The sequence below is a fragment of the Isoptericola sp. BMS4 genome (genome assembly GCF_011634835.1).
Taxonomy (GTDB): domain Bacteria; phylum Actinomycetota; class Actinomycetes; order Actinomycetales; family Cellulomonadaceae; genus Isoptericola.
Map to the genome: position 1 here is coordinate 221,008 of NZ_SIRP01000001.1, position 25,379 is coordinate 246,386.

Below are 25,379 nucleotides of genomic sequence, written 5' to 3' on the forward strand. Positions count from 1 at the left end.
GGCGCGAACCTCTCGTCGGCCGGCCCGGGTCGGTGGTGGTGGCCGCCTGCGGGGGCGGCCACCACCACGATGCTGGCACGGTGCGCGGGCCGGCGCGCGGCGAAGCCCCGGGCGGGCGGCGTCAGGCCGCGGGCTTGCGTCCCGACGCCCCCGCGACGATCGAGACCCCGACGGCGGCCAGCGCGACCTGCAGCGCGAGCTCGATCCAGTCGATGCCGCCGGTGTCGCTCACGCCGATCAGGCTCGCGACCCAGGTTCCGATGAGCGCGGCGACGATGCCCACGAGGATCGTCGCGATGATCGAGATGTTCTGCCGGCCGCGCAGCACGAGGCGGCCCAGCGCCCCGATGACGGCGCCGATGATGATCGCGGTGAAGATGCCGCTGATGGTCATGGTCCGGCCTCCCTGGTCGATGCTCCGGGTGTGGTGCCGTGAACCTACGCCCGTTCGGCGGCCCTCACGACTCGCGACGCGCCGGCACCAGGCGTGCGGCGGCGCGCACCCAGCCACTTCACGACCTCGACGAGGAGGAAGACGAGGACGGCCAGCCCGAGCGTCTTGCCCCACTCGACGAGCCCGATCGGCGCCGAGTCGAACCAGGCGTGCATGAACGGCGCGTAGACGAACACGCACTGCAGGGCGACCAGGGCCGCCGCGCTGACCCAGACGACGCGGTTGCCGCGCAGCACGTCGAGGGTGAGGCTCGACGAGTCCAGGAACCGGCAGCTGAACAGGTAGGCGAGCTGACCCAGGGCCAGCATCGTCACCGCCGTCGTCTGCGCCTCGTCGAGCGGTGCTCCCTGCGCCCGCTCGGCGTAGAAGGCGAACATCGTGGCGCCGCCGATGAGCAGGGAGACGACGAGGACCCGGCGGGCGAAGACGGCGTCCAGGATCGACGCCCCGGGATCGCGCGGCGGCCGGTCCATGACGTCGGCCTCCGCCTTCTCGTACGCGAGCCCGAGCGACAGGGTGACGGCCGTGATCATGTTGATCCACAGCACCTGCACGGGGGCGAGCGGCAGCGTCAGGCCGAACAGCACGGCCACGAGGATGACGAGCGACTGGGCGCCGTTGGTCGGCAGCAGGAAGAGCACGGACTTGCGGATGTTGTCGTAGATCCGCCGCCCCTCCTCCACCGCCCCCTCGATCGTGGCGAAGTTGTCGTCGGCGAGCACCACCTCGGCAGCCTCCTTGGTGGCCTCCGTGCCCTTGATGCCCATCGCCACGCCGACGTCGGCCTGCGTGAGCGCCGGGGCGTCGTTGACGCCGTCGCCCGTCATCGCGACGACCTCGCCGTGCGCCTGCAGCGCGGAGACGATGCGGATCTTGTGCTCCGGGCTGGTGCGGGCGTACACGCCCACGTCGCGCACGACGGCGCGCAGCTGCTCGGTGGTCATCCGCTCCAGCTCGGGCCCCGTGAGCACCGCCGGGGCGTCGTCGTCCGGCGCGCCGTCGACGATCCCCATCTCGCGGCCGATCGCGACGGCGGTGCCGGCGTGGTCGCCGGTGATCATCGTGACCCGGATGCCGGCGGCCCGGCAGCGCGCGATCGCGTCGATCGCCTCGGGCCGCGGCGGGTCGACGATGCCGACCAGGCCGCACAGCTCCAGGCCGTCCGGGCCGTCCAGGTCCGCCACGTCGAGCGTCGTGGCGCCAGGGTCGGCGCGGCGGCGGGCGGCGGCCAGCACGCGCAGGCCCTGCCCGCCCAGCGCGTCGATGCGCCCCTCCCAGAAGGCGCGGTCCAGCGGCTCGGGGCCGCCGTCCGCGGCGGTCTGGGTGGTGCAGCGGTCCAGGACGCGGTCGGGGGCGCCCTTGACGTGCACCTGGACCTCGCCGTCCGGGCCGCGGTCGAGCGTGGCCATGAACTTGTTCTCCGACTCGAACGGGACGAGGTCGATGCGTTCCCAGCCGCGGTGGTCGACGCCCGCCTTCATCCCGAGGGTGCGCAGCGCTCCCTCGGTCGGCTCGCCCACCAGCCGCCAGCCCTCGGCGGCGTCGTCGGCCGGCACCACGCGGGCGTCGTTGCAGAGCATCATCACGGTCGCGACGGCGGCGAGGTCCGGGTGGCCGTCGAGCTCGGCGGCGCGCCCGTCGGCGGTCACCCCGCCGTCGGGCGCGTACCCGGCGCCGTCCACGTCGAACTCGCCGGCCGCGGTGCGCACCGACCGGGCGGTCATCTCGTTCTTGGTCAGCGTGCCGGTCTTGTCCGAGCAGATGGTCGTCACCGACCCGAGCGTCTCGACGGCGGGCAGCCTGCGCGTGATCGCGCGGCGCCGCGCCATCTGCTGCACGCCGAGGGCGAGCGTGATCGTCACCAGGGCCGGCAGCCCCTCCGGCACGGCCGCGACGGCGAACCCGATCGACGCCGAGACCAGCTCGGGCACGTCGAAGTCGTGCACCAGACGCCCCACGAGGACCATCACCACGGCCATGCCCAGGATGAGCACGGCCAGCCCCTTGCCGAAACGGTCGAGCTGGCGGGTCAGAGGGGTCTCGAGGTCCCCGACCTGGGAGATCATCGTCTGGATGCGGCCGATCTCGGTGGCCTCGCCCGTCGCGGTGACGACGCCGACCCCCTGCCCCGCCGCGACGAGGGTGCTGGAGAACAGCATGCTCGTGCGGTCCCCGACGCCGGACTCGGCGTCGACGGCGTCGACCCGCTTGCTCGCCGCGACCGACTCCCCGGTGAGCGCCGACTCCTCGACGCGCAGGTTGGTGGCCCGCAGCAGCCGCACGTCCGCCGGGACCCGGTCCCCCGAGCGCACGCGGACGACGTCCCCGGGGACCACGTCCTCGGCGTCGACCTGCGTCCACGCGCCGTCGCGCCGGACCTCCGCGTGCGGGGACAGCATGGTGCGGATCGCGTCGAGCGCGCTCTCCGCGCGTCCCTCCTGGACGAACCCGATCGCCGCGTTGATCACCGCGACCGCGAGGATGACGGTGAAGTCGACCCAGTCGCCGAGGATCGCCTTGAGCACCGCGGAGACGAGCAGGATGTAGATCAGCACGTCGTCGAAGTGCACGGCGACCCGCTTCCACAGCGGGTCGCGCTCCGGCGGAGCGAGCCGGTTCGGACCGAACCGCCCGAGGCGCGCCGCCGCCTCGGCGCCGTCCAGCCCGTCCCGGCCGACGCCCTGGGCGGCGAGCACCTCCTCGGGCGCAAGCGCCCAGGGCCGCGGTGCGGCGACGACGTCCTGCGCAGATGCCATGTCGCCATTCCACCCGCGATCCCGCGGGCGCGCGCGACGACGGCGTCGCCGTCCACACGCCGCGGGTCAGTCCGTGCTGCCGTACTCCTGCTCCCGCAGCCACGCGAGGTGGGCGTGCACCAGCGGCAGGACGGACGCGCCCTCGCCGCTCGCCGACGCGACGCGCTTCATCGACCCGGCCCGCACGTCGCCGACCGCGAAGACGCCACGCAGCGTCGTTTCCAGGCTGGCGGGCGGGCGCCCGTCGACCCACGACCCGGTCGGCACGTCGCGCCCCGTGAGCACGAACCCGTGGTCGTCACGGGCAAGACCGTCGGGCAGCCAGCCGCAGTCGGGCCGCGCCCCGATGAGGCAGAACAGCCCGTCCGCGAGCGCCCACGACCGTTCCCCGGTGTCCAGGTCCTCGATCACCAGGTGCTGCAGGTGGCCGTCGCCGCCCCCGTCGACGACGGCGGCGCGGGGCCGGACGGCGATGGTCGGCGTCGCCTCGATCTCGCGCACCAGGTAGTCGGACATGGTCTCGGACAGCCCGCCGCGCCGGACGAGGATCGTCACCGTCCCGGCGAACTTCGCGAGGTGGATCGCGGCCTGGCCGGCGGAGTTGCCGCCCCCGACCACGTAGACGGTCCGGTCGGCCATCTCCCGCGCCATCGAGCTGGCCGCGCCGTAGTAGACGCCCGCCCCGACCAGGTCGTCGACGCCGGGCACGCCCAGGCGTCGGTAGGCGACGCCGGTGGCCAGGACGACGGTCCGGGCGCACAGCTGCGCGCCGTCGACGTGCACGTGGTGGTGCTCGGGCTCGCCGGCCGGACCGGGCTCGACCCGCACGGCGGGGCGGCCCGTGTAGAAGCGTGCCCCGAAACGCCCGGCCTGGACGCGGGAGCGCTGCGCGAGCCGCATCCCCGAGATCCCGCGCGGGAAGCCGAGGTAGTTGCGGATCATCGAGCTCGACCCCGCCTGGCCGCCGATGGCGTCCCGCTCCAGCACGACCGTCGACAGACCCTCGGACGCCGCGTACACGGCGGCGGCGAGACCGGCCGGGCCGGCGCCCACGACGGCCACGTCGGCGATCTCCCCCGGCGGGATGCCGTCGTGGCCCCCGTACATCGCCTCCGCCACGGCCGCGGCCGTGGCGGAGGTGAGGATGCGCCCGTCGTACGACCGGACCACCGGGAGCCCGGCGCCGGCCCCGGCGGACTCCAGGACGTCGCGTGCGGCGTCGTCGCCGGGCGCGAGGGTGCGGTGGGGCACGCCGAGCCGCTCGAGGAGGTCGTGCACGGCGGCGGCGGTGCGGTCCCCGGGGTGCGCGACGACGTCGGTCGCCGTGACGGTCGGGCGGGCCACCGACCACCCCCACTCGGACAGCAGCTCCACGAGGGCGACGTGGAACTCCTCGTCGCGGGCGCCGCGCGGGATGCCGACGAAGGTGTCCATGTCGCGGCGCAGCGCGGCGGCGCGCATCTCGTCCAGCGCCCCCGCGTACTCCTCCGTCGGCAGCAGGGCGACCCGTCGGGCCGTCGCGGAGACGGCGGGCACCTGGTGCAGCAGCTCGATCGCGCCGCCGTCGGGCAGCCGGTTCTCCGCGGCGACCATGGCCACGAGGCTGCTCGCGCGCACCAGGTCGCGCAGCCGGTCGAGCGCGGCGGCTCCCGAGCGGACGAGCTCGACCTGATAGTCGCGGTCGTAGCGGGCGCGGAACTCGTCCTCCACGCGCTGTGCGTGCGCGTCGGCCACGAGCAGGATCACAGGGCGGTCGGCCATGCGGCCAGCGTAGGTCGCGGCGCCTCCGCGCGGGGAGCTGCCCTCGGACTGTTGCCCTGCCCGCGCCGAGGGGCCACGCTGGTCGGGCCCGACGAGCGACGACCGAGGAGCGCCGGATGACGAGCTGCACGCACCTGGACGGGATCTCTCCCGTCGCGCCCGAGACCACCGGTGAGTGCCCGGAGTGCGTCGCGACCGGAGGCACGTGGGTGCACCTGCGCGCGTGCCTGGGCTGCGGGCACGTGGGGTGCTGCGACTCGTCGCCGGCGAGGCACGCGACCGCGCACTTCCGCACGAGCGCCCACCCCGTCATGCGCTCGATCGAACCCGGCGAGCACTGGGGGTACTGCTTCCCCGAGGCGGTGCTCATCCCCGGGCGGGAGATGCCCGGGGCCGCGTCGTAGGCGGGCCGCCCGGAGGCGTGCGCGTCATAGGCTCTGTCCGGCGGCGAGGACGGGAGGGCCTGATGTCGGTGGTGTCCCTGCGCGAACGGCTGCGCACCGAGTCCGGCGCGGCTCTGCTGCTGCTCGGCGTCACGGTGGCGGCCCTGGTCTGGGCCAACTCGCCCTTCTCCGGCGCGTACGAGCACCTGTGGGAGCTGCCGATCCACGTGGACGTCGGCGACCTCCGCTTCGACATGGACCTGCACCACTGGGTCAACGACGGCCTCATGGTGCTGTTCTTCTTCGTCGTCGGGCTCGAGGTGCGACAGGAGCTCGCGATCGGGTCGCTGCGGCAGCGCAGCCAGCGACTCGTGCCGCTCGTCGCCGGGACGACGGGGGTGCTCGTGCCCGCCCTCGTGTTCCTCGCGGTCGCCGGCCACGCGGCGCCGGGCGGCTGGGGCGTCGTCGTCGGCACCGACACGGCGTTCCTGCTGGGCGTGCTCGCGCTCGTCGGGCCGGCGATGTCGAGCCAGCTGCGCGTGCTGCTGCTCACCCTGTCCGTCGTCGACGACTTCCTCGCCGTGGGGATCATCGGCGTCGTCTACTCCGAGGACGTGCGCCTCGGAGCGCTGCTGCTGGCGGTCGCGTGCCTCGGTGTGCTGTGGCTGCTGGGCCGGATGCGCGAGTGGCGCAGCGCCCCGTACGTCGTCGTGGTCGTGGTGCTGTGGGGCGCGACGGTGCAGGCGGGCGTGCACCCGTCGATCGCGGGGATGCTGGCCGGGCTGCTCGTGCCGGCCCTGGCGACCGAGCGCGCCGACGTGCTGCAGGCGAAGAGCCTGTTCCGGGACTACTGGCAGTCGCCGAGCGCCAGCGTCGCCCGCAACGCGAGCGCGGGCCTCGCCCGGTCCATCTCGGTGAACCACCGCCTGCACGAGGCGCTGCGCGGCCCGGTGTCGCTCGTCGTCGTGCCGGTGTTCGCGCTCGCCAACGCCGGCGTCGACCTGCGGGGCGGCGCGCTGGGGGACGCGCTCGGGTCGGTCGTGACGTGGGGCGTCGTCGCCGGCCTGGTGGTGGGCAAGCTCGTCGGCATCGGGCTCGGCACGTGGGCGGCGGTGCGCGCCCGGCTCGGCACCCTGCCCGACGGCGTGGGACCGGGCAGCGTCCTGGGCGGCGCCGCGCTTTCCGGGATCGGGTTCACGGTGTCGCTGCTCGTCGTGGACCTCGCCTTCGACGACCCGGCCGTCGCCCAGGCCGCGACGGTCGGGGTGCTGCTGGCCATGGTGATCGCGTCGCTGGTGGGCTGGGTGGTGTTCACCGTGGCACGGGTGCGCTTCGGCGAGGACAGCGCCGACCTGCCCATGGCGCTCTCCCCCGCCGTCGACCCGGCCCGCGACCACGTGAAGGGCGACGACGACGCGGCGCACACCGTCGTCGAGTACCTCGACTTCGAGTGCCCGTTCTGCGCCCGCGCCACCGGCATGGGCGCCGAGCTGCGCGCCCACTTCGGCGACCGGGTGCGCTACGTGGTGCGCCACCTGCCGCTGACCGACGTGCACCCGCACGCCTACCTGGCCGCGGTCGCGGCGGAGGCGGCGCACCGGCAGGGCCGGTTCTGGGCGATGCACGACGAGCTGTTCGCCCACCAGTCCCGCCTGGAGCCCGGCGACCTGCGCGAGCACGCCGCCGCCGCGGGCCTGGACCTGGCGCGGTTCGACGCCGACATGGCCGACGACGCCCTGCACGTGCGGGTCCGCGACGACATGGCGAGCGCGCGGGCCAGCGGCGCGCGCGGCACCCCGACCTTCTTCCTGGACGGGGTGCGGCACCGCGGCCCGCACGACGCGCGGACGCTCGTCGCGGCGCTGGAGGCGAACGAGCTCGACCCGGCGCGGCGACGCCGCTCCTGACGCCCGTGACTCCAGGGCTCAGGCGGTCGGCTCCTTGACCGTCTTCATGCGGAACCGCGAGCTCGCCCGCCGGATGCCGGGCACCTCGAGCATCTTCTCCATGTGGAACCGCTCGTAGGACTCGAGGTTCGGTACGGCGACGCGCACGAAGTAGTCCGGGGAGCCGAAGAGCCGCTGCACCTCCACCACCTCGTCGAACGCGGTGAGGGCTGCCTCGAACCGCCGCACCGTGGTGCGGTCGTTGACGAGCAGGTCGATGTCGACGAGCACCTCGAACCCCCGGCCCAGCGACTCCGGGTCGATGACCGCCCGGTACCCGCGGATGACGCCGTCGGCCTCCAGCCGCTGCACCCGCCGCAGGGTGGGCCCGGGGGTGAGGTTGACCCGGTCCGCGAGCTCGACGTTGGTCATGCGGCCGTCGGCGGTGAGGGCGTCGACGATCGCCCGGTCGATGGCGTCCATGGGCTCATCCTCCCCCGGACTGCCGAACGAGTTCGGTCAGACGACGTTGACGAGCAGCACGAACGTCAGCGTGCCCGCGCCGACGCTGAGCAGGGTGCGCCGGCCGGCCGCCACGTGCACGGCCGCGGTGACCGCGACGGCGACGAGCGTTTGCCACAGCCGGTCGTCGGCGGCGCTGCTCCGGAACGTGCTGGCGGCGAGGATGAGCAGCACGCCCGCGGGCATCCACCCGGACATCGACCGCACGAGCCGCGACTCGCGCAGCGGCCCCAGCACCGCGAACGGGAGGGCGCGCAGGGCGAACGTGATGCCGAAGACGATGCCGAGGATCGCCAGCAGGTAGCCGGGGTCAGGCACGGGCGTCCCCCGCCGGGCGCAGGCGGACCGTGGCGAGGTGCCGGACGGCGAGCAGCGCGACGAACGCGAGCATCGCGACGAACAGGGCGTCGTCCGGCGCGACGGCGAGGCCGCCGGCGAAGCTCAGCGCGGCGAGCAGCATGGTCGGCACCTCCCGGCGGCTGCGGGCCGCGTCCAGGGTCAGGGTGACGAACAGCGCGCACAGCGCGAACTCGAGCCCCTCGACCGGGCCGGGCATCAGCCCGGCCACGAGCACGCCGGTGAGCCCGCCGCTGACCCAGTACGCCTGGTAGGCGAGCTGCATGGACAGCAGGCGCGGCCCGGTCCACTTCTCGGGGGTGGCCGCCGCGACGGCCCACGCCTCGTCGATCAGCGCGTACATCGAGTACACGCGGGCGCCGCGCCCCCGCACGACGTGCAGCGGGAAGCTGAACGCGTAGAACACGTGCCGGAAGTTCACGAGGAACGTCGTGAGCGCGATCGTGGCCAGCGGGGTCGCGGCGGCGGCGAGGCCGACGACGAGGAGCTCCAGCGAGCCCGCGAACCCCGCGATCGACAGCCCGGGAGCCATCCACCACGGCAGGCCGGACTGCACCACGAGCAGGCCGAACGCGATCCCGATCGGGTACATCCCCAGGCCGGCGGCGAACGAGTCCCGCACCCCGGCGACGATCTGGTCCCGGCGCGACGTCACCGGGATCGGCAGTGCATCTGTCACGTCGGCAAGGGTTGCATGTTCTCCGCGGCACGCGATTGCGAACATCGCCCCCACGCACCCCCACGGGGCAACGATTCGTCACCCGATCACGAGATGGTGACGATTCCGTTGCTGCGTCGCCGTCGGAGGGTTGCCACCGCCAGCAGGAACGTCCCGCCGGTGACGGCGACGGCGTACCAGAGCACCGCCGTCGCCCCGGCCGCGGCGAGGGCGACCCCGGCGACGAACGGGCCGGCGAACGCCCCGAGGTTCAGCGCCGCCGTGGCGTAGGAGCCACCCAGCACGGGGGCCGCGGCCGACTCGCGCACGATCCGGGCGACGAGGCTCGACCCCACGGCGAAGGAGACCGCCCCCGCGACGACGGCCGCCGCCGCGACCGCCCACGGCAGGGCGGCCACCAGGGCGAAGCCCGCCCACACGGCGGGCAGCGCGGCACAGCCCGCGAGGATCCACCACCGCTCGCGGCCCGGCGCCCACCGCCCCGTGGCGTTCACGCCGACGAACGCGCCGGCACCGAACGCCGCGAGCAGGAGCGGCGCTCCGAGGCCCACGATCCCCGCGTTCGCGCCGATCACGGCGAGGTAGGTGAGCACGCCGAAGGTCGCGCCGTTGACGCCCACGGCGAGCGCGACCGCCGTCGCGACCGGGCCGTGGCGCAGGACGCGCAGCTCGGCGCGGGGGTCGAACCGGCAGGGCTCCCCCGCGGCGTCGAGCGACCGCTGCAGCGCGAGCGCCACCATGGCGGGGACGCACAAGGCCGCGACCGCCCAGAACGTGGCCCGCCAGCCGAGCGCCTGGGCGACGACGGCGCCCGCGGGCGCTCCCACGACGGTCGCCACCGTGATCCCGGACAGCAGGACCGCCACGGCGCGGGTCGTCAGCCGCGGCGGCACGACCCGCCCCACCGCGCCCAGCGCGACGGCCAGGAACCCGGCGTTGGCGAGGGCGGCGACGACCCGGGTGGCGAACAGCACGGCGAACGAGCCGGTCGCGGCCCCGGCGACGTGCGCCGCGACGAACAGCGTGAGGAACGCCACGAGGGCCGGGCGAGGGCGCAGGCGCGCGGCGGCCGCCGCCATCGTGGGCGCCCCGAGGACCATCCCGGCCGCGTACGCGGAGGTGAGGGAGCCTGCCGCGGCGGGGGTGATCGTCAGGTCGGTGGAGAGGTCGACGAGGAGTCCGGCGAGCATGAACTCGCTGGTGCCCTGGGCGAACACGGCCAGGGCGAGGACATGGATCAGGACGGGCATGGGTGGGCTTCCAGACGTCGGAGCACGTCCGGGCGCGTGCGTGCGGCACGCCGGCGGCGCGGTGCTCAGGTGGCGTGAGTCAGTGGACGCAGGGAGCTCGGCACCCGCGGGGGTGCCGCTCGACCTGCGGTCAGCGTCTGGAAGCCTCGGGACTCACGGCGTCGAGGATATCAACGGGCGCCGGCAGGCCCTATCGCAGACTCTCGGCGTTCTCCGGGGCGCACACCGGGCAGAAGAGCCGCCGGCCCGGCAGGGGCAGCGAGCTCGGGATGCCCGGGGAGTGCTCGGCCACGGTGGCCTTCCCCACCGACGTGTGCTCGACGCAGCTCGCGGCGCCGCACTGGGAGCACGTCGACACCGCCGTCGTCTCGCGCTGGAACCTGGTCGCACACTCAAGACAGTTCATCGGGCTCGCCTCCGCGTCCACGGTACGGCCGACACCGGCCGCTCGCGGCCCGGGCCGGTCGGGCGGCACCGGGTGCGGGAGACTTCACCCTCAGGCCGTCGCGAGGAGTGCGAGGACGGAGTCGAGCGCGGCGCGGGCGCCGTCGGGGTCGACGCGCACCAGCGCGAAGGCGCTCACCACGGCGGAGGTGCACGCGTCGGCCAGGTGCGCGCGCCCGGCGGCGTCGCGGCCCGGGAAGCGCGCGTCGACGCCTCGCCCGAAGGCGGCGCGCAGCTCGGCCCGGTAGTCGGCGACGGTGCGCCGCACGGCGTCGTCGTCGCCGATCGGGGCGCAGGAGGTGTTGACGAGCAGGCAGCCGGAGGTGGCCTGCACCTCCCCCTCCCGGCCCAGGGCGGCACGCAGGCCGGACAGGTAGGTGACGATCGCGTCGGGTACCACGTCGGGCGCGACGAGCGGGCGCAGCCGGGGGCGCACGACATCGTCGAGGTAGCTCTGCACGGCGGCGTCGAAGAGGCCGCGCTTGGACCCGAAGGCGTGGTAGATGCTCGACCGGTTGAGGCCGGTGGCGTGCTCCAGCGCGGGCACGGACGCGCCCTCGTAGCCCGCGCGCCAGAACACCTCCCGCGCGGCGCGCACCACCCGGTCGGCCTCGTAGGCCGGCGTCCTGCCCATGTCGCACTCCCCGCGGTTTTGTGGAACGGTCGTTGCAAGTCTATGTTGTGAACCGACCGTTTCAGAACCACGAGGAGTGCGCGCGATGCTCGTCACCGGACTCGTCCTGGCGGCGCTCGCCGCCGCCCTGCACGTCGTCATCTTCTGGCTCGAGTCGGTCGCCTGGACCTCGCCGCGCGCCCGCGCCACGTTCGGCACCACCGAGCAGGAGGCGGCCGCGACGCGCGTGCTGGCGTTCAACCAGGGCTTCTACAACCTGTTCCTCGCCGTCGTGACGGCAGTCGGCATCGTGCTCACCGCGAGCGGCGCGACCGGCGCCGGCGCGGCGCTCGTCCTCGCCGGGACGGGCTCGATGCTCGCGGCCGCCGTCGTGCTGCTCGTCTCGTCGCCGGACAAGCGGAGGGCGGCCCTCACGCAGGGCACGCTCCCCCTGCTCGCCGCCGCCCTCCTCACCGCCGGCCTGCTGACCGGCGTCTCGCTCTGAAACCCCGCACCACAGAAGGAAGACCGTTCATGTCCGACGTCGTGTCCACCCAGATCCAGCTCGCCGCCCGCCCGACCGGCTGGCCCACCCTCGACGACTTCCGCACCGTGCGGGTCACCTACGGCGACCTCGAGCCCGGCCAGGTGCGCGTCGTCAACGAGTTCGTGTCGGTCGACCCGTACATGCGCGGCCGCATGAACGACGTGAAGAGCTACGTGCCGCCGTTCGCCCTCGGGGAGACGATGACGGGCGGAGCGGTCGGCCGCGTCGTCGCCTCGGCGTCCGACGACGTCCCGGTGGGCGCGGTCGTGCTGCACCAGCTCGGATGGCGCGACGTCGCCCAGGCGGAGGCGAAGCACTTCCAGGTGGTGCCCGAGGTACCGGGCCTCCCGCTGTCGGTGCGCCTCGGCATCCTCGGCATGACGGGCCTGACGGCGTACGTCGGGCTCACCGCGATCGCCGGCCTGCGCGAGGGCGACACGGTCTTCGTCTCCGGGGCCGCGGGAGCCGTCGGCACCGCGGCCGGTCAGATCGCCCGCCTGCTCGGAGCGTCGCGCGTGGTCGGCTCGGCGGGCTCCGCGGAGAAGGTCGCGCTGCTCACCGAGAAGTACGGGTACGACGCCGCGCTCAACTACAAGGACGCCCCGGTGCGCGAACAGCTCCCCGATCTCGTACCCGGCGGCGTCGACGTCTTCTTCGACAACGTCGGCGGCGACCACCTGACCGCCGCCCTCGACGTCATGAACGACGGAGGCCGCCTCGCCCTGTGCGGCGCCATCGCCGGATACAACACGACCGACCGCACGCCCGGCCCCGACAACCTGGCGAACGCCATCACCCGCGGCCTGCGTCTCGAGGGCTTCACCCTCGGCCGGCACCTGCACCACGGCCCGGAGTTCCAGCGCCTCATGAGCGGCTGGTTCGCCGACGGCAAGGTCGCCTACGACGAGACCGTCGTCGACGGCATCGAGAACGCGCCGCAGGCCTTCCTCGACATGATGCGCGGCGCGAACACCGGCAAGATGGTCGTGCGCACCGCCGTGTGAGAGAGCCACGGGCCGCCGCCTCCGGGACCACCCTGAGGCGGCGGTCCGCCCACGGGCTGACCGCACGTCCGAAGGTTCCGCTCGGGGGACGACGACGGCGCCCGGGCGGCTCCATAGCGTCGAGCCATGACCACGACGCGCACCCCCGCCCCTGACGACCGTCCCGCGACGACCACTCCCCCGGACCGCTACCGCGGCCTCGGGGCGCTCGCGCTCGCCGCCGGCGTCGTCCTCACCGTCACCGCCTGCGGCAGCCTGGCCGCGTCCCTCTCCGAGCGCGGCGACGGGCACACCAAGGCGTTCGCGTACGCGACCGGCGCGCAGGGCAAAGCGGACGACGCCCTGCCGGGCTGGGTGCCCGACGACGCCGAGGACGTGCGCGGCGTGTTCCGCACGACCGGCGACGAGGCGATCCTCACGATGACCGCCGACGAGGGCGACCTGCCGGCCTGCGACGCCGTGACGGCCGAGGAGCCCCTCGGCCCGCGCCCGCAGCGCGGCGACCTGCGGCCCGAGGACTACCGCACCGAGGCGACGCTGAGGGCCTCCTGGTGGACGGCGGGCCAGGAGCGGGAGGCCACCCGGATGTGCGGCGCCTGGTGGATCGGGACCCACGACGGCGAGGTCTTCGCGTTCACGCCCGAGCTGCGGGCCGTCGAGATCGAGGACCAGCCCGACCCTGCCTGACCGGAAGTTCACCCGGCCCCGGCGACGGCGTGCCCCACGCGCCGGACGGACCCTGGAGGGACCGGCACCTCGTGGCGGGCCCTGCCGCCCGGGGCCGGCTCGCACGAAGGAGTGAAGGCGATGGTCACGACCCGGCGGGGGTTCTCCAGCTTCTCGGTGGACGACCTCGACGCGGCACGCAGCTTCTACGCGGACACCCTCGGGCTCCGCGTCACGCCCCTCGGTGACGGCATGGGTCTGGTCCTGCACCTCGGGTCCAGCGCGGTGTTCGTCTACCCGAAGGAGGACCACGTCCCCGCGGCGTTCACCGTCATGCACCTGGCCGTCGACGACGTCGACACCGTGGTGGACGACCTCGTCGCGAAGGGGCTCACCCCGACGACCTACGACGCCATCGAGCACGACGACAAGGGCGTCGCCCGCGGGTTCATGGAGGGCGGGGACGGCGCCTGGTTCACCGACCCGGCGGGGAACGTCGTCGGCCTCATGGACGGCGAGGGGGTGTCACAGCTCCTCGACGAGATCGGCGGGTGAGGCGCGCCGCCGGGCTCACTCCACGGTGACCGACTTGGCGAGGTTGCGCGGCCGGTCCACGTCCTCGCCGAGCGCCACGGCCGCGTGGTAACCGAGCAGCTGGGTGGGGACGGTCAGCAGGATCGGGTCCAGCTCCACCTCGTTGCGCGGCACCTCGATGCGCTGCGTCGCGGCGTCCCCCAGATCGACGCCGGGGTGGGTGATGGCGACGACGGAGCCGCCGCGCGCCCGGATCTCCTGCGCGGCGGTGAGGTTGCGCTCCAGCAGGTCGTCGTCGGGCACGATCGCGACGGTCGGCAGCTCCGGGCTGATGAGGGCGAGCGGGCCGTGCTTGAGCTCGCTCGTCGGGTACGCCTCGGCGTGCCGGTACGTGATCTCCTTGAACTTCTGCGCGCCCTCGCGCGCCACGGGGTAGCCCCGGACGCGGCCGACGAAGAACAGGCTGGCGGCCGCGGAGAGGTCCCGGGCGGCAGCGGCCAGGTCCTCCTCGTCCGCCAGGACCTGCGCGATCTGCCCGGGGATCGCCCGCAGGCCCGCGATGATCCGCGTGCCGTCGGCGAAGGAGAGGTCGCGCACACGGCCGAGCGCGAGCGCCAGGAGCGCGAAGCCGACCGACATGTGCGTGAGCGCCTTGGTGGACGCCACGGCCACCTCGGGCCCGGCGTGCAGGTAGATCCCGCCGTCGACCTCGCGGGCGATCGACGACCCGACGGCGTTGACGAGACCGACGACGGTGCCGCCCTTGCGCTGGATCTCCCGGACGGCGAAGAGGGTGTCCGCGGTCTCGCCGGACTGGCTCACCACGACGTACAGGGTGCTGGGCTCGATGATCGGGTTGCGGTAGCGGAACTCGCTCGCGGGCTCGGCGTCCGCGGGGATGCGGGCGAGGTCCTCGATCATCGACGCCCCGAGCTGCCCCACGTAGTAGGCGGAGCCGCAGCCGAGGATCTTCACGCGCGCGAAGCGGCGCATCGCGCGGGGGTCCAGGTTGAGGCCGTCGAGCTTGGCGGTGCCGAACCGGTCGTCGAGGCGGCCCGAGAGCATGCGCTCCACGGACTCGGGCTGCTCGTGGATCTCCTTGTGCATGAAGTGGGCGTGGCCGCCCAGCTCCAGCTCCTCGACGGTGAGGTCGATGGTGACGGCGTCGCGCGCCGTGTGCTCCTCGTCGGCGGTGAAGGTGCGGAACCCGTCGGCCGTGACGGACGCGAAGTCGCCGTCGTCGAGCAGCACCACCTGGCTGGTGTGCCGCACGATCGCCGCCGCGTCGGACGCGACGAACATCTCGCCGTCGCCGACGCCGAGCAGCAGCGGCGAGCCGTTGCGGGCGACGACCACGCGGTCGGGCGCCTGCGCGTCGAGGACGGCGAGGGCATAGGTGCCGTCGACCTGCGCGACGGCGGCGCGCACGGCGTCCTCGAAGCCGAGGCCCTTGCCGTCCTGACCGGCGAGCTCGCGCGCCACGAGGTGCGCCACGACCTCGGTGTCGGTGTCGGACGCGAGCTCGACGCCGTCGGCGGCGAGGCGTGCGCGCAGCGTCGCGAAGTTGTCGATGATCCCGTTGTGCACCACGTGCACCCGCCCGTCGAAGGAGGTGTGCGGGTGGGCGTTGCGCTCGCTCGGCTCGCCGTGCGTCGCCCAGCGGGTGTGCCCGATGCCGGCGGTGCCGGCGAGGCGCGCGGGCAGCGCCGCCTCCAGGTCGCGCACGCGGCCCTTCGCCCGCACGACCCGGGACGGGTGCGCCGTCGAGCGCGGGTTGGCCACGGCGATGCCCGCCGAGTCGTAGCCCCGGTACTCCAGCCGCGTGAGGCCCTCGACGAGGACGGGCGCGGCCTGCTGGGGGCCGACGTAGCCGACGATTCCGCACATGGTCTGGTGCTCCTAGCCGTAGATGGTGCGGCGGACCTGACGCTCGGTGAGCTCCGGGGCCGCGACGAGGCGCTCGCGCAGCTCGGCCGCGACGATCGCGTAGATCTCCTCGTTGCGGTGCCCGTAGGTGCGCAGCGTCGCGTGCCGGCGCCGCACGTAGTCCTCGACCGGTTCTCGGTACCAGGCCAGGACGTCCTCGACGACGCGCGCCGCCTCGGACGGGGAGAGCCCCGTGGAGGCGGCGACGCGGGCGACGAGATCGGCGTCGGTCACCCGAAGAGTGTGCACCCGTGGCGCACGAGACGCCAGAATCTGCCCGGATCCGGGCAGACATCCGCCTGCGACGGTCGTCGATACAGTGCGGCCATGGCGTGACGACGGGCCCTGGCGACGGCGACCGTGCTGCTCACCGCCAGGTCGCCGTGCCGTCCGACGTCGCCGACGGCACCGTGCTGGTGCTGGAGGTCACCGGCACCGGCGGCACGACCGTCCGCTCCGAGGAGCTGGACGTCGTCGACCGACTGTGAGGATCACTTCTGCCGGGATCCGAGCCGGTGTGCACATCGGACAGCAAGCGTCAGATCTGCACGCTCCGGCGATCTCAGATCAGGCAGGCCCCTCGCGCACGGCGTCGCCGTACGCGTCGGCGAGCGCCACGAGAGCCTCGTCAAGCGGCGGGCGCACGCAGCGCAGAGCCCGGGTACAACCTGCCACGGACGGCGTGCTCCTCGGCGATCCGCGAGATCCGGCGAGCGATGACAGCCGAAGGGACGACGCGGCCCGTCATGTAGGTCGACAGACGGGACGGGGAAGTCCCCAGCGCGGTCGCGAACGCCTGCGCCGACAGACCCGACCGACGCACCTGCTCGCGGATGGTTCGCGCGACGGCCGCGCTGTCGTCCTCCCGAGCCTCGGCGAGCACCCGGCGGAGCATCGCGGTGGCCCCGCTCTCCTCGACCGTGGCGAGCGAGACCTCCAGCTGTCGCGCCACGGTCCCGAACGGGTCTGCACGCACAGCACGGGCGATGCGCTGCCAGTGCGGCAGATAGCCGCGCTCCAACGCGGTGGAGATTCCTTCGACTCCCCAGCTCGACACGGGGTCGGCGGGGGTGGCGTCGACGTTTCGGAACCGCAGCATGCCAGCACCTCCTTATCGCATATGATAACTCCATGGGGTCAACGAGTGTTCCCGCAGAGCCGTCCGGCGTTCCCGCGCTGGAGAGCCTCCTCGAATCGGCCGCGCGCCTGCAGGAGCTCGTCCCCGACGCGGTACTCGTCGGCGGGACGGCCGCGGCCCTGCATGCGGGGCATCGCCTGTCGATCGACCATGATCACGTGCTCGTCGACCTTCGCGACCGCTTCGACCTGATCCTCGACGCTCTCGAGCGCGAGGGCGAGTGGGTGACGAACCGCGTCCAGGCGGGCAAGATCATCCTCGGCGAGCTGGGTGGGATCGAGACAAGGCTGCGCCAGCTCATCCGTACCCGCCCGCTCGAGACGGAGGAGCGCCGGCTGCCGTCACGACGGGTGCTGACCGTACCGACGTTCGAGGAGACTCTCCGCGTCAAGGCGTTCCTCATCGTGAAACGGAACCAGCTGCGCGACTATCTCGACGTGGCCGCGATGGCCTCCGTCGTCGGCGCGGCGAAGGCGGCCGACATCCTCGTCGGGATCGACGACTACTACGCCGACTTGCGGCACGACGAGTCACCGGTCGCGACGCAGGTCGCCTCCCAGCTCGCCGACCCACGGCCCAAGGACGCCGCCATCATCCCCGAGCTCCCTCGCTACAAGGGCCTCGAGCGACGGTGGCGGCGCTGGGACGACGTCACCGACGTCTGCGGCCAGGTCGCCCGCGCGATGGTGGGCTGAGATCACCCCTGTGCGCGACGTCACGCGACACCCGGCTGGGAAAAATACCCCCAGGGGTTTATGGTCGGTCGCATGAAGATCGTGATCGTGGGTGGCGTCGGCGGCGGCATGAGCGCCGCCGCGCGCGCCCGGCGCCTCGACGAGAGCGCCGAGATCGTCGTCCTGGACCGCGGTGAGCACGTCTCGTACGCGAGCTGCGGCCTGCCCTACCACCTGAGCGGGGAGATCCCCGACGCCGGCGACCTGCTCGTGCAGACCCCGGAATCGCTGCGCGCCGCACTCGACCTCGACGTCCGCACCCGGCACGACGTCGTCGGCCTCGACACCGCCGCCCGGCGCCTCACCGTGCGCACGGACGCCGGCACCGAGAGCCTCGGCTACGACGCGCTCGTCCTGTCCCCCGGCGCCCGGGCGGTCCGCCCGCCGCTGCCCGGCCTGGACTCGCCGCGTGTGCGCACTTTGCGCTCGATCCCCGACGCCGTCGCGCTGCGGGACCGGGTCGACGACGGCGCCCGGCGCGCGGTCGTGCTCGGCGCCGGGTTCATCGGGCTCGAGGCGGCGGAGGCCCTGGTCGCCCGCGGCCTGGAGGTGACCGTCGTCGAGCTCGCCCCGCACCCGCTCCCCCCGCTGGAGCCGGAGCTCGCCACCCTCGTCACGGACGAGCTGGAGCGCCTCGGCGCCACGGTGCGCGCCGGCGTCGCGGCGTCCGCCGTCGAGCCGGGTGCCGACCACGACACCGTCGTGCTCGCCGACGGGACCCGCGTGGCCGCCGACCTGGTCGTGCTGTCCGTGGGCGTGCGGCCCGACACCGAGGTGTTCGAGGCCGCGGGGATCGCCTGCGAGCGCGGCGCGATCGTCGTCGACCCACACGGGCGCACCAGCGCGCCCGGCGTGTGGGCGGTCGGCGACGCCACGCTCAGCACCGACGCTGTCACCGGCGCCCTCCGGCCCGTCGCCCTCGCCGGCCCCGCCAACCGCGCGGGGCGACAGGTGGCCGACGCGATCCTGCGCCCGGAGCACGCCCGGCCGGTGCCGCCCGCGCTCGGGACGGCCGTCGTCCGCGTCGGCGAGCTCACCGCGGCGAGCACCGGCGCCAACCGCGCCGGCCTGCGGGCCGCCGGCACCGCGTTCCACACACTGCACCTGCACCCATCCCACCACGTCGGCTGGTTCCCCGGCGCGGAGCAGGTGCACCTGGTCGTGCACGCGGCGGCCGACGACGGGCGCCTGCTCGGCGCGCAGGCCGTCGGGCGGGCCGGTGTCGACAAGCGCGTCGACGTCCTCGCGACGGCGATCCGCGCCCGCATGACCACGGCCGACCTCGTCGACCTGGACCTCGCCTACGCCCCGCCGTACGGGGCGGCGAAGGACCCGGTCAACCTGGCCGGCATGGTCGGCACCAACGTCCTCGACGGCACGCTGCGCCTCTGGTACGCCGAGGAGGTCGACGACGCGCTGGCGACCTCCCTCGTGCTGGACGTCCGCAGCCGCGCCGAGTTCGCCTCGGGCCACCTGCCGGGCGCCGTCAACGTCCCGCACACCGAGCTGCGCGACCGCCTGGACGAGGTCGCCGCGGCGGCGGCGGGCCGCCCCGTGCGGGCGCTGTGCGGGTCCGGGGTGCGCTCGCACGTCGCGCACCGCGTCCTCGCCCAGGCCGGCCACGACTCGGCGTCCCTGTCGGGCGGCATGCTCACGCTGCGCGCCGCCCTCGGGCCCCGCGCCTCCGACCTGCTCGTCACGGAGGGCGAGCCCGCCCTCGCCTGACCACCCCGAAGGAGCCGACCATGACCATCCAGGACGCCGCGGCGCAGCGCCGCATCGTCAACCGGCTGCGCCGCGCCCGCGGACAGCTCGACGCCGTCATCGCCGCCGTCGAGACCGGCAAGAGCTGCCGCGACGTCGTCACGCAGCTCTCCGCGGTCTCCAGCGCGCTCGACCGGGCCGGCTTCGCCGTCGTCGCCACCGCGATGAAGGACTGCGTCGCCGACCCCGAGCGGGCCGCCGCCGACGAGGACGGACTGACCACCGAGGAGCTCGAGAAGCTCTTCCTCACCCTGGCCTGACCCGGCCGACCCGATCGAAGGAGAAACCACCGTGTGCCACCCCGTCACCTGCACCACCTGCGGCAAGACCACCTGGCAGGGCTGCGGCCAGCACGTCGACGACGTGCGGCGCGCGGTCCCCGCCGCCGAGTGGTGCGGCGGCCACGAGGGAGCGCCGCAGCAGGGCGGCTTCCTCGCCCGGCTCTTCGGTCGCTGACCCTCGGACGCAGGCCGGCGCCTCGACGGACGACGACGGCTCCCCCGGGCACCGCCCGAGGGAGCCGTCGTCCGCCGCCGTCTCGCGGGACCCGGGACAGGCGTGCGCCGTCAGTCGATCGCGACCCGGCCCTCCCGCACCGCGCGTGCGAGCCGCGGCGGCACCTGCACCTCCCGGCCGCCGACGGTCACCGGCACCAGCGCGGGCGCGCCCGCCTTCCACTGCGCCCGCCGCGAGCGCGTACGCGACCGGGACGTCTTGCGCTTCGGGACCGCCATGAGCCCCTCCTCTCCGAGCCCGGTTCAGCCCTGGCGGGCCTTGTACCGAGGGTTCTGCCTGTTGATGACGTACGTCTTGCCGCGGCGGCGCACGACTTTGGCGCCGGGCAGCCTCTTGAGCGAGCGCAGCGAGGCGCGGACCTTCATCACGCGCCTCCCGCCCGCTCGGCGGAGGTCGCCACGGCGCCGTACCGGCGGCGGAACTTCTCCACGCGGCCCTCGGTGTCGAGGACGCGCGCGGCGCCGGTCCAGAACGGGTGGCTCGCGCTGGAGATCTCGACGTCGACGACCGGGTAGGTGCGGCCGTCTTCCCACTCGATCGTGGCCTCGGGACGGCCGCGGCCGCCGGGCACGTCGCCGGCCAGGGTGGACCGGGTGAGGAACGCGAACCCCGCGCTCGTGTCGCGGACCACCACGGGCCCGTACGGGGGGTGGATGCCCTGCTTCATGCGTGTCTCCTTCTCGTTCTCGTGGGGGCGCCGTCCGTCACCAGCTGGACTTCGTGACGCCGGGCAGCTCGCCGCGGTGCGCCATCTCGCGCAGCCGGATGCGGGACAGCCCGAAGCGGCGCAGATGGCCGCGGGGGCGCCCGTCGACGACGTCGCGGTTGCGCAGCCTGGTGGCGCTGGCGTCGCGGGGCTGGCGCTGCAGCTCGGTCACGGCGTCGGCCCGCTCCTGCGGGGTGGACGACGGCGCGGCGACGATCCGCTTGAGCTCCGCCCGGCGCTCTGCATAGCGCGCGACGACGTCGCGGCGGCGGGCGTCGGCGGCGATCTTCGATGTCTTCGCCATCAGCGGGTCTCCTTGAACTCCACGTGCCGGCGCACGACCGGGTCGTACTTGCGCAGCGTCATCCGGTCGGGGTCGTTGCGGCGGTTCTTGCGCGTGACGTAGGTGAAGCCCGTGCCCGCCGTCGAGCGGAGCTTGATGATCGGGCGCAGGTCGGTGCGGGTGGCCATCAGACCTTCTCTCCTCGTGCCTGGATCCTGGCGACCACGGCGTCGATGCCGTCGCGGTCGATGGTCTTGATGCCCCGGGCGCTCACCCGCAGCGTGACGGTGCGGCCGAGGGTGGGCACCCAGTAGCGCTTCTTCTGGACGTTGGGGTCCCAGCGGCGCTTGGTGCGCACGTGGGAGTGCGAGACCGAGTGGCCGAACCCCGGGACGGTGCCGAGCACCTGGCAACGGGCGGACATGGGCTTTCCTCTCCGGTTCTGGCGGCTCACCGCCGGAAATTGAGAACAGTTCTCACCGGGGCTAGAGTGTGGCAGACCTGAGAACGGTTCTCAACTCTTGTCCGTCCACAACCCCTGGGAGGCCCGTGTGATTCCCGAGCCCACGAAGCGGTCGCTGAGCGTCCTCGTCGCCGTCGACCCGGTGCTGCGCGACGCCGCCGCCGCGAGCCTGACCCTCACCTCGCCCGGCGTCGTGGTCGTCCGCCACGACCTGCTGCCCGACGAGGGCACCCTGCGCCGCCTGGTCGTCGACGCGGGCGGCGTCGTCGAGGACGAGACCGTCCCGCTCGCGCACGCCTGCGTGTCGTGCAGCGTCCGGGAGGACGCCGTGCCGACGCTCGCCCGGCTCGCCGACGACGGCCGCTGGACCGACCTCGTGCTGGCCCTGCCCGTCTCCGCCGAGCCGCTGCCCGCCGCCCGCGCCCTGAGCGCCTGCACCGAGCCCGGCGGCGAGCTCGAGCGGCTGCGCCTCGCCGCCACGGTCGCCGTCACGGACCTCGACACGCTGGCCGCCGACCTCCTCGGCGACGACCTCGTCGACGAGCGCGGCATCGCGCTGACCGACGACGACGAGCGGCCGGTCGGCGAGGCGGTCGCGGCCCAGCTCGAGCAGGCCGACCTCCTCGTCACGACCGGCGACGACCCCACCGGCTCCGGCCTGGCCGACCGGCTGCGCGCCGCGGACAGCCGCCGTGCCGACGGGCTGCACGAGCTCGACGTCTCCGCGCTGGCCGCCCGGACGCACGACAGGGTCGCCGCCGAGCGCCGCGCGCACCCGCTGGGCGCCCGCGGCCTGGTCGGCGCGGGCACGGACCCGCGCGACCTGAGCTGGAGCCTCCTGCTGAAGTCCGCCAGCCCGTTCCACCCGCAGCGTCTGCTGGACCGCATCGAGGACCTCGGCACCGGCCCCGTGCGCAGCCGCGGCGTCTTCCACGTGCCCGACCGCCCCGACTCCGTCTGCCTGTGGGACGGCGCCGGCGGGGCGCTGTGCGTCGCCGACCTCGGCACGTGGGACGAGGTCGCCGCCGGGCAGCGCCCGGTGACGCGGATCCTCGTCGTCGGCGCCGGCGAGCCGGAGGAGGCGCGCGCCGTGCGCGACCGCATCCTCGACGCGTTCGGCGAGGCGCTGACCACGCGCACGGAGGTCGCCGACGGCGGCGTGGGGTGGCTCGGACGCACCGACGTCCTCGCCCCGTGGCTCGGCGCGCGGGCCGCCTGAGGCCGCCCGCCGAGCCGGGACCGGTCAGGAGCCCGCGGTCTGCTCGTCCGACGCCTCCGGCTGCGCGGACTCCTGACCGCGGGCCTCCTGGTCGTCGGCCTGCTCGCCCGTCAGGTCGTCCCCGGTGAGCCGGGCCGCGATCGCGTCCGCCTCGCTCGCGACGGTGTCGGCGTCGACGAGGTCGGACGCCTCCTCGGACAGCATCGCGCTCAGCTCGTCGAGGTGGTCCTGCGCGTCCCCGCTCTCGTAGACCGACGCCGTGAGGTCGGCCAGAGCCGCCTCGTACGCGGCGGCGAAGCCGTCGTCGTCCAGGAACCGCGTGACCAGCGGGTTGTCCTGCCCGCCGAAGCCGCCACGCCCACCCGCGGCGTCCTGGCCGCCGTCCGCACCGGGGAACCCGCCGCCGGCCGGAGGCTCCATGCCCTCGGGCAGCTCGCCCTCGGGGAGCTCCTCGACGTCGGGCCGCGGGCCGTCCTGCGGCGCCTCGCCGCCGTCGGGCGCCCTGCCCCCGCCCGCGCCACCGCCGAAGCCGCCACCCATCCCGCCGTACGACAGGTTCTGGTCCCAGGCGACCACCTCCATGAGGCCCGAGGTGGGGTCGTAGTGCAGGTAGGCGTTGTTCCCCGGCCCGTCGATGTCGTCCGAGTTGGCCACGAGCTCCTGCGCGGCCAGGTACCGGGCGAACGCGTCGACGTCGAGACGGTCCCCGAGGCCGTCGGCGAACTCGGTGTCGGACGAGTTGTTCACGAAGTCGAGGAACGCCGCCAGCGGCGCGTACGTCTCGTCGTCCGTCCCGCCGGTGGAGTCGTCCTTGGCCTCGAAGACCTCCTCGTAAGCGGACGCCTCGTCCCCGCGGTACGACCAGTCGCCCTCGCTGTCGGCCTTGTACGTGATGCCGCCGTCGGGGTACACGGCCTCGTTCCACAGGGCGTCGTCGGGCAGGTCCAGCACGAGCCGCAGCTGCTCGTCGCTGCCGTTGACGCTGAACCGCGCGTACGCGGCCTGCTCCGCTGTCACGTCCGCCAGCTCCAGCACGTGGAGCGCGACCGCCTCGTTGAGGGAGGTCTCGCTGGTGTTGCTGCGCACCACGTAGTCGGCGCGCCCGTCGTGCTCCTGGCCGTCCACGTACTTGTCGAGCCGGATCAGCCAGGGCAGCCCGGCGGGGTCGTCCGCCGACGCGCCGTCCGCCCCGCCGCCAGGCCCGCCCCCCTGCTCTCCGCCGCCGGCGGCGTCCTCTCCCCCGCCGCCCAGGCCCCGCAGGCTGGAGTTGCCCTTGAGCCGCAGCCCGACGTCCTGGTACTCCTCGCCGTCGATGGTGACGGTGGCGGCGATCCAGTCCTTCTCCCCGGTGCTCGTGAACGTGCCCATCATCGCGTCGTACTCGTCCTCGTCATAGGACACGGCGATGCTGTGGACGGAGTCGGCGTCGAAGAAGTCCGCGTCGTCGGGGTCGGCCTCGGCCGAGGCGAAGGCGGAGCAGGAGGCGAGGGCGCCGGCCGCCGCCAGGGCGCCACCGCCGGCGGCGAGCCGGCGCGCGCCCCGCGACCGGACGAGCCGGCCCGAGGTGTCGAAGGATGCAGTCATGCGGTCAGGCCACCACTCCCACCTGGGCGAACCCTCGGGGAACCGTGCGAGAACCATGACGGCCCGCACGCCGCGGGCTACCGGCCCGCGACCGAGAGGAAGGCGACCAGTGCCATGACCGCCACGATCCCCGCCCCGGCGACGAGGTGGATCGTCGGCCGGCGCCGCAGCACCGCCACGAACTCGCGCAGGTAGGCGCTGGGGAGGAAGTAGCCCGCGGTCGGTGCTCCGACGGCGTGCACGTCGAGCCCCAGGTCCATCGCCTCGAGCGCGGCACGGGGGGCGTGGTAGCTGTTCGTCGCGACCAGGTAGGGGCCTGGCGTCCCGTGCTCTCCGAGCAGGGCGACCGAGTAGGTGAGGTTCTCGCGGGTGGTGCGCGCCCGGTCCTCCACGACGACCCGGTCCGTCGGGACGCCGTGGTCGGTCAGCCACTCGGCCATGACGACGCCCTCGGGCCGTTCCTCGTCGCGGCCCGCCCCGCCGGAGGGCACGACCGGGACGGGCCCGTCGCCGCCGCCGAGGCGCGCCGCGGCCGCGGCGCCGGTACGGAGCCGGGCCGCGAGCAGGGGCGGGACTGCACCGGCGACGATCCTGGACCCGAGCACGATGACGGCCCGGGCGGGCACGCGCGCGGCGTAGTGCCGGTAGAGGAGCGTCTGGGCGACGAACCCGAGGAACGTGAACCCCAGCCAGGAGGTGAGCAGGAGCACCGCCACGACGACGGACCAGACCCACGGCGGCGCCCCGAGGGCGAGCGGTGCCGCGATGACGGCCGGAGAGGCCAGCATGGCGAGGCCCACCAGCAGGGACAGGAGGTTGCCGAGCGACCGCCGTTCGCGGCGCAGCATCGTCACGCCGTTCACCACCAGCAGCACGGGCAGCAGGAGCAGCGCGACGCCGAGGACGGCGACCAGGACGAACGAGAACCACGACACGGCCGTCGACCCTCCGGGGACGAGCGAGACCAGCGCGGTCACCAGGCCGACGCCGGTGTAGACCACTGCCATCAGCAGGAACCCGTTGCGCAGCCGGCGCCGGTCCCGGCGCAGCGACACCCCGAGCCACACGCCCCAGAACGCCGTCGCGACGAGGGCGGAGAGCACGGCGGGCACGCCGGCGTCCCCCGTCACGGCGTCGTCCGCGGCTCTGGCACCACCATGCAAGGACCTCCCACGTGCTCGGATGCGGGC

32 protein-coding genes are annotated in these 25,379 nt (G+C 74.3%); 12 read left to right on the plus strand and 20 right to left on the minus strand.

Features of this window, described 5'->3' with window-relative positions; genetic code table 11:
* Positions 1 to 121 precede the first annotated feature (121 nt).
* From EYB28_RS00985 to EYB28_RS00995, 3 genes are all read right to left on the minus strand, one after another.
* Positions 122 to 394, minus strand: coding sequence for a GlsB/YeaQ/YmgE family stress response membrane protein (locus EYB28_RS00985; RefSeq protein ID WP_166844093.1), 273 nt, complete (start codon positions 392 to 394; stop codon positions 122 to 124).
* A gap of 44 nt (positions 395 to 438) precedes the next feature.
* A complete protein-coding gene (locus tag EYB28_RS00990; RefSeq protein ID WP_166844095.1) occupies positions 439 to 3,210 on the minus strand; it encodes an HAD-IC family P-type ATPase in 2,772 nt (923 codons plus the stop codon).
* Between the two features lie 66 nt (positions 3,211 to 3,276).
* Positions 3,277 to 4,971 carry an FAD-dependent oxidoreductase gene (locus EYB28_RS00995; RefSeq protein WP_166844097.1) on the minus strand — a complete coding sequence of 565 codons (1,695 nt, stop codon included), beginning with the start codon at positions 4,969 to 4,971 and terminating at the stop codon, positions 3,277 to 3,279.
* Between the two features lie 116 nt (positions 4,972 to 5,087).
* Between EYB28_RS00995 and EYB28_RS01000 the strand changes: the two genes are divergently transcribed.
* Together EYB28_RS01000 and nhaA are read left to right on the plus strand one after the other, a co-directional pair.
* On the plus strand, positions 5,088 to 5,375 hold the full coding sequence (locus EYB28_RS01000; RefSeq protein ID WP_166844100.1) for a UBP-type zinc finger domain-containing protein: 288 nt from the start codon (positions 5,088 to 5,090) through the stop codon (positions 5,373 to 5,375).
* Positions 5,376 to 5,437: 62 nt separating this feature from the next.
* Entirely contained in the window at positions 5,438 to 7,261 is a 1,824-nt protein-coding gene (nhaA, locus tag EYB28_RS01005; RefSeq protein WP_166844102.1) for a Na+/H+ antiporter NhaA, read from the plus strand.
* Between the two features lie 18 nt (positions 7,262 to 7,279).
* Here nhaA and EYB28_RS01010 read toward each other — a convergent pair whose 3' ends face one another.
* The 6 genes from EYB28_RS01010 to EYB28_RS01035 form a co-directional block, all read right to left on the minus strand.
* Complete coding sequence (locus tag EYB28_RS01010; RefSeq protein ID WP_166844104.1) at positions 7,280 to 7,723, minus strand: Lrp/AsnC family transcriptional regulator; 444 nt, start codon at positions 7,721 to 7,723, stop codon at positions 7,280 to 7,282.
* A gap of 36 nt (positions 7,724 to 7,759) precedes the next feature.
* Positions 7,760 to 8,080 (minus strand): AzlD domain-containing protein, encoded by a 321-nt coding sequence (locus EYB28_RS01015; RefSeq protein ID WP_166844106.1) that lies wholly within the window; start codon positions 8,078 to 8,080, stop codon positions 7,760 to 7,762.
* Positions 8,073 to 8,798, minus strand: a complete 726-nt coding sequence (locus EYB28_RS01020) for an AzlC family ABC transporter permease (protein WP_240930325.1) — start codon at positions 8,796 to 8,798, stop codon at positions 8,073 to 8,075. Before EYB28_RS01020 ends, EYB28_RS01015 begins: the two co-directional genes overlap by 8 nt.
* A gap of 86 nt (positions 8,799 to 8,884) precedes the next feature.
* On the minus strand, positions 8,885 to 10,048 hold the full coding sequence (locus EYB28_RS01025) for an MFS transporter (protein ID WP_166844110.1): 1,164 nt from the start codon (positions 10,046 to 10,048) through the stop codon (positions 8,885 to 8,887).
* 190 nt (positions 10,049 to 10,238) lie between these two features.
* Positions 10,239 to 10,454, minus strand: coding sequence for a DUF2180 family protein (locus tag EYB28_RS20565; protein ID WP_166844112.1), 216 nt, complete (start codon positions 10,452 to 10,454; stop codon positions 10,239 to 10,241).
* Between the two features lie 90 nt (positions 10,455 to 10,544).
* Positions 10,545 to 11,126: a TetR/AcrR family transcriptional regulator gene (locus tag EYB28_RS01035; RefSeq protein ID WP_166844114.1), complete on the minus strand. Its 582-nt coding sequence runs from the start codon at positions 11,124 to 11,126 to the stop codon at positions 10,545 to 10,547.
* An 85-nt stretch (positions 11,127 to 11,211) separates the two neighbouring features.
* On the opposite strand from EYB28_RS01035, the gene EYB28_RS01040 reads away from it, so the two are divergent.
* The 4 genes from EYB28_RS01040 (at position 11,212) to EYB28_RS01055 (ending at position 13,877) form a co-directional block, all read left to right on the plus strand.
* Positions 11,212 to 11,610 carry a DUF1304 domain-containing protein gene (locus EYB28_RS01040; RefSeq protein ID WP_166844116.1) on the plus strand — a complete coding sequence of 133 codons (399 nt, stop codon included), beginning with the start codon at positions 11,212 to 11,214 and terminating at the stop codon, positions 11,608 to 11,610.
* Positions 11,611 to 11,639: 29 nt separating this feature from the next.
* The gene (locus EYB28_RS01045) at positions 11,640 to 12,656 is read left to right on the plus strand and encodes an NADP-dependent oxidoreductase (protein WP_166844118.1); all 1,017 of its coding nucleotides are present in this window, start codon (positions 11,640 to 11,642) and stop codon (positions 12,654 to 12,656) included.
* 126 nt (positions 12,657 to 12,782) lie between these two features.
* A complete protein-coding gene (locus EYB28_RS01050) occupies positions 12,783 to 13,343 on the plus strand; it encodes a hypothetical protein (RefSeq protein WP_166844120.1) in 561 nt (186 codons plus the stop codon).
* A 120-nt stretch (positions 13,344 to 13,463) separates the two neighbouring features.
* Entirely contained in the window at positions 13,464 to 13,877 is a 414-nt protein-coding gene (locus tag EYB28_RS01055) for a VOC family protein (RefSeq protein ID WP_166844121.1), read from the plus strand.
* 15 nt (positions 13,878 to 13,892) lie between these two features.
* On the opposite strand, the gene glmS is transcribed toward EYB28_RS01055, so the two are convergent.
* Both glmS and EYB28_RS01065 read right to left on the minus strand, forming a co-directional pair.
* A complete protein-coding gene (gene glmS, locus EYB28_RS01060; protein ID WP_166844123.1) occupies positions 13,893 to 15,743 on the minus strand; it encodes a glutamine--fructose-6-phosphate transaminase (isomerizing) in 1,851 nt (616 codons plus the stop codon).
* A gap of 12 nt (positions 15,744 to 15,755) precedes the next feature.
* Positions 15,756 to 16,016 carry an HU family DNA-binding protein gene (locus EYB28_RS01065; RefSeq protein WP_166844124.1) on the minus strand — a complete coding sequence of 87 codons (261 nt, stop codon included), beginning with the start codon at positions 16,014 to 16,016 and terminating at the stop codon, positions 15,756 to 15,758.
* Between the two features lie 98 nt (positions 16,017 to 16,114).
* Here EYB28_RS01065 and EYB28_RS01070 point away from each other — a divergent pair, with 98 nt between their 5' ends.
* Entirely contained in the window at positions 16,115 to 16,270 is a 156-nt protein-coding gene (locus EYB28_RS01070) for a hypothetical protein (protein WP_166844126.1), read from the plus strand.
* Positions 16,271 to 16,410: 140 nt separating this feature from the next.
* Here the strand turns inward: EYB28_RS01070 and EYB28_RS20045 are convergent, their stop codons facing one another.
* Positions 16,411 to 16,881, minus strand: a complete 471-nt coding sequence (locus EYB28_RS20045) for a helix-turn-helix transcriptional regulator (protein WP_205710807.1) — start codon at positions 16,879 to 16,881, stop codon at positions 16,411 to 16,413.
* A 32-nt stretch (positions 16,882 to 16,913) separates the two neighbouring features.
* On the opposite strand from EYB28_RS20045, the gene EYB28_RS01080 reads away from it, so the two are divergent.
* The 4 genes from EYB28_RS01080 (at position 16,914) to EYB28_RS01095 (ending at position 19,874) form a co-directional block, all read left to right on the plus strand.
* Positions 16,914 to 17,615: a nucleotidyl transferase AbiEii/AbiGii toxin family protein gene (locus EYB28_RS01080; RefSeq protein ID WP_166844128.1), complete on the plus strand. Its 702-nt coding sequence runs from the start codon at positions 16,914 to 16,916 to the stop codon at positions 17,613 to 17,615.
* Positions 17,616 to 17,687: 72 nt separating this feature from the next.
* The gene (locus EYB28_RS01085; RefSeq protein WP_166844130.1) at positions 17,688 to 19,379 is read left to right on the plus strand and encodes an FAD-dependent oxidoreductase; all 1,692 of its coding nucleotides are present in this window, start codon (positions 17,688 to 17,690) and stop codon (positions 19,377 to 19,379) included.
* A gap of 20 nt (positions 19,380 to 19,399) precedes the next feature.
* On the plus strand, positions 19,400 to 19,678 hold the full coding sequence (locus EYB28_RS01090; protein ID WP_166844132.1) for a metal-sensitive transcriptional regulator: 279 nt from the start codon (positions 19,400 to 19,402) through the stop codon (positions 19,676 to 19,678).
* Positions 19,679 to 19,709: 31 nt separating this feature from the next.
* Positions 19,710 to 19,874 carry a hypothetical protein gene (locus tag EYB28_RS01095; RefSeq protein ID WP_166844134.1) on the plus strand — a complete coding sequence of 55 codons (165 nt, stop codon included), beginning with the start codon at positions 19,710 to 19,712 and terminating at the stop codon, positions 19,872 to 19,874.
* 110 nt (positions 19,875 to 19,984) lie between these two features.
* Here the strand turns inward: EYB28_RS01095 and rpmF are convergent, their stop codons facing one another.
* The 6 genes from rpmF to rpmB are packed head-to-tail and all read right to left on the minus strand — an operon-like array spanning position 19,985 to position 21,347.
* Positions 19,985 to 20,152, minus strand: a complete 168-nt coding sequence (rpmF, locus tag EYB28_RS01100; RefSeq protein WP_166844136.1) for a 50S ribosomal protein L32 — start codon at positions 20,150 to 20,152, stop codon at positions 19,985 to 19,987.
* A gap of 24 nt (positions 20,153 to 20,176) precedes the next feature.
* Positions 20,177 to 20,299: a type B 50S ribosomal protein L36 gene (gene ykgO, locus EYB28_RS01105; protein ID WP_166844138.1), complete on the minus strand. Its 123-nt coding sequence runs from the start codon at positions 20,297 to 20,299 to the stop codon at positions 20,177 to 20,179.
* The gene (locus EYB28_RS01110) at positions 20,299 to 20,601 is read right to left on the minus strand and encodes a type B 50S ribosomal protein L31 (RefSeq protein WP_166844140.1); all 303 of its coding nucleotides are present in this window, start codon (positions 20,599 to 20,601) and stop codon (positions 20,299 to 20,301) included. Before EYB28_RS01110 ends, ykgO begins: the two co-directional genes overlap by 1 nt.
* Positions 20,602 to 20,638: 37 nt before the next feature.
* Positions 20,639 to 20,944: a 30S ribosomal protein S14 gene (gene rpsN, locus EYB28_RS01115; RefSeq protein WP_166844142.1), complete on the minus strand. Its 306-nt coding sequence runs from the start codon at positions 20,942 to 20,944 to the stop codon at positions 20,639 to 20,641.
* Entirely contained in the window at positions 20,944 to 21,111 is a 168-nt protein-coding gene (gene rpmG, locus EYB28_RS01120) for a 50S ribosomal protein L33 (RefSeq protein WP_166844144.1), read from the minus strand. The genes rpsN and rpmG overlap by 1 nt, the downstream gene beginning before the upstream one ends.
* Positions 21,111 to 21,347 (minus strand): 50S ribosomal protein L28, encoded by a 237-nt coding sequence (rpmB, locus tag EYB28_RS01125; RefSeq protein ID WP_166844147.1) that lies wholly within the window; start codon positions 21,345 to 21,347, stop codon positions 21,111 to 21,113. Before rpmB ends, rpmG begins: the two co-directional genes overlap by 1 nt.
* A 127-nt stretch (positions 21,348 to 21,474) precedes the next feature.
* Between rpmB and EYB28_RS01130 the strand changes: the two genes are divergently transcribed.
* Positions 21,475 to 22,605, plus strand: a complete 1,131-nt coding sequence (locus tag EYB28_RS01130) for a GTP-binding protein (protein ID WP_240930326.1) — start codon at positions 21,475 to 21,477, stop codon at positions 22,603 to 22,605.
* Positions 22,606 to 22,629: 24 nt separating this feature from the next.
* On the opposite strand, the gene EYB28_RS20050 is transcribed toward EYB28_RS01130, so the two are convergent.
* Together EYB28_RS20050 and EYB28_RS01140 are read right to left on the minus strand one after the other, a co-directional pair.
* Positions 22,630 to 24,189: a CotH kinase family protein gene (locus tag EYB28_RS20050; RefSeq protein ID WP_205710808.1), complete on the minus strand. Its 1,560-nt coding sequence runs from the start codon at positions 24,187 to 24,189 to the stop codon at positions 22,630 to 22,632.
* Positions 24,190 to 24,266: 77 nt separating this feature from the next.
* Positions 24,267 to 25,319: a YdcF family protein gene (locus EYB28_RS01140; RefSeq protein WP_166844149.1), complete on the minus strand. Its 1,053-nt coding sequence runs from the start codon at positions 25,317 to 25,319 to the stop codon at positions 24,267 to 24,269.
* Positions 25,320 to 25,379 lie beyond the last annotated feature (60 nt).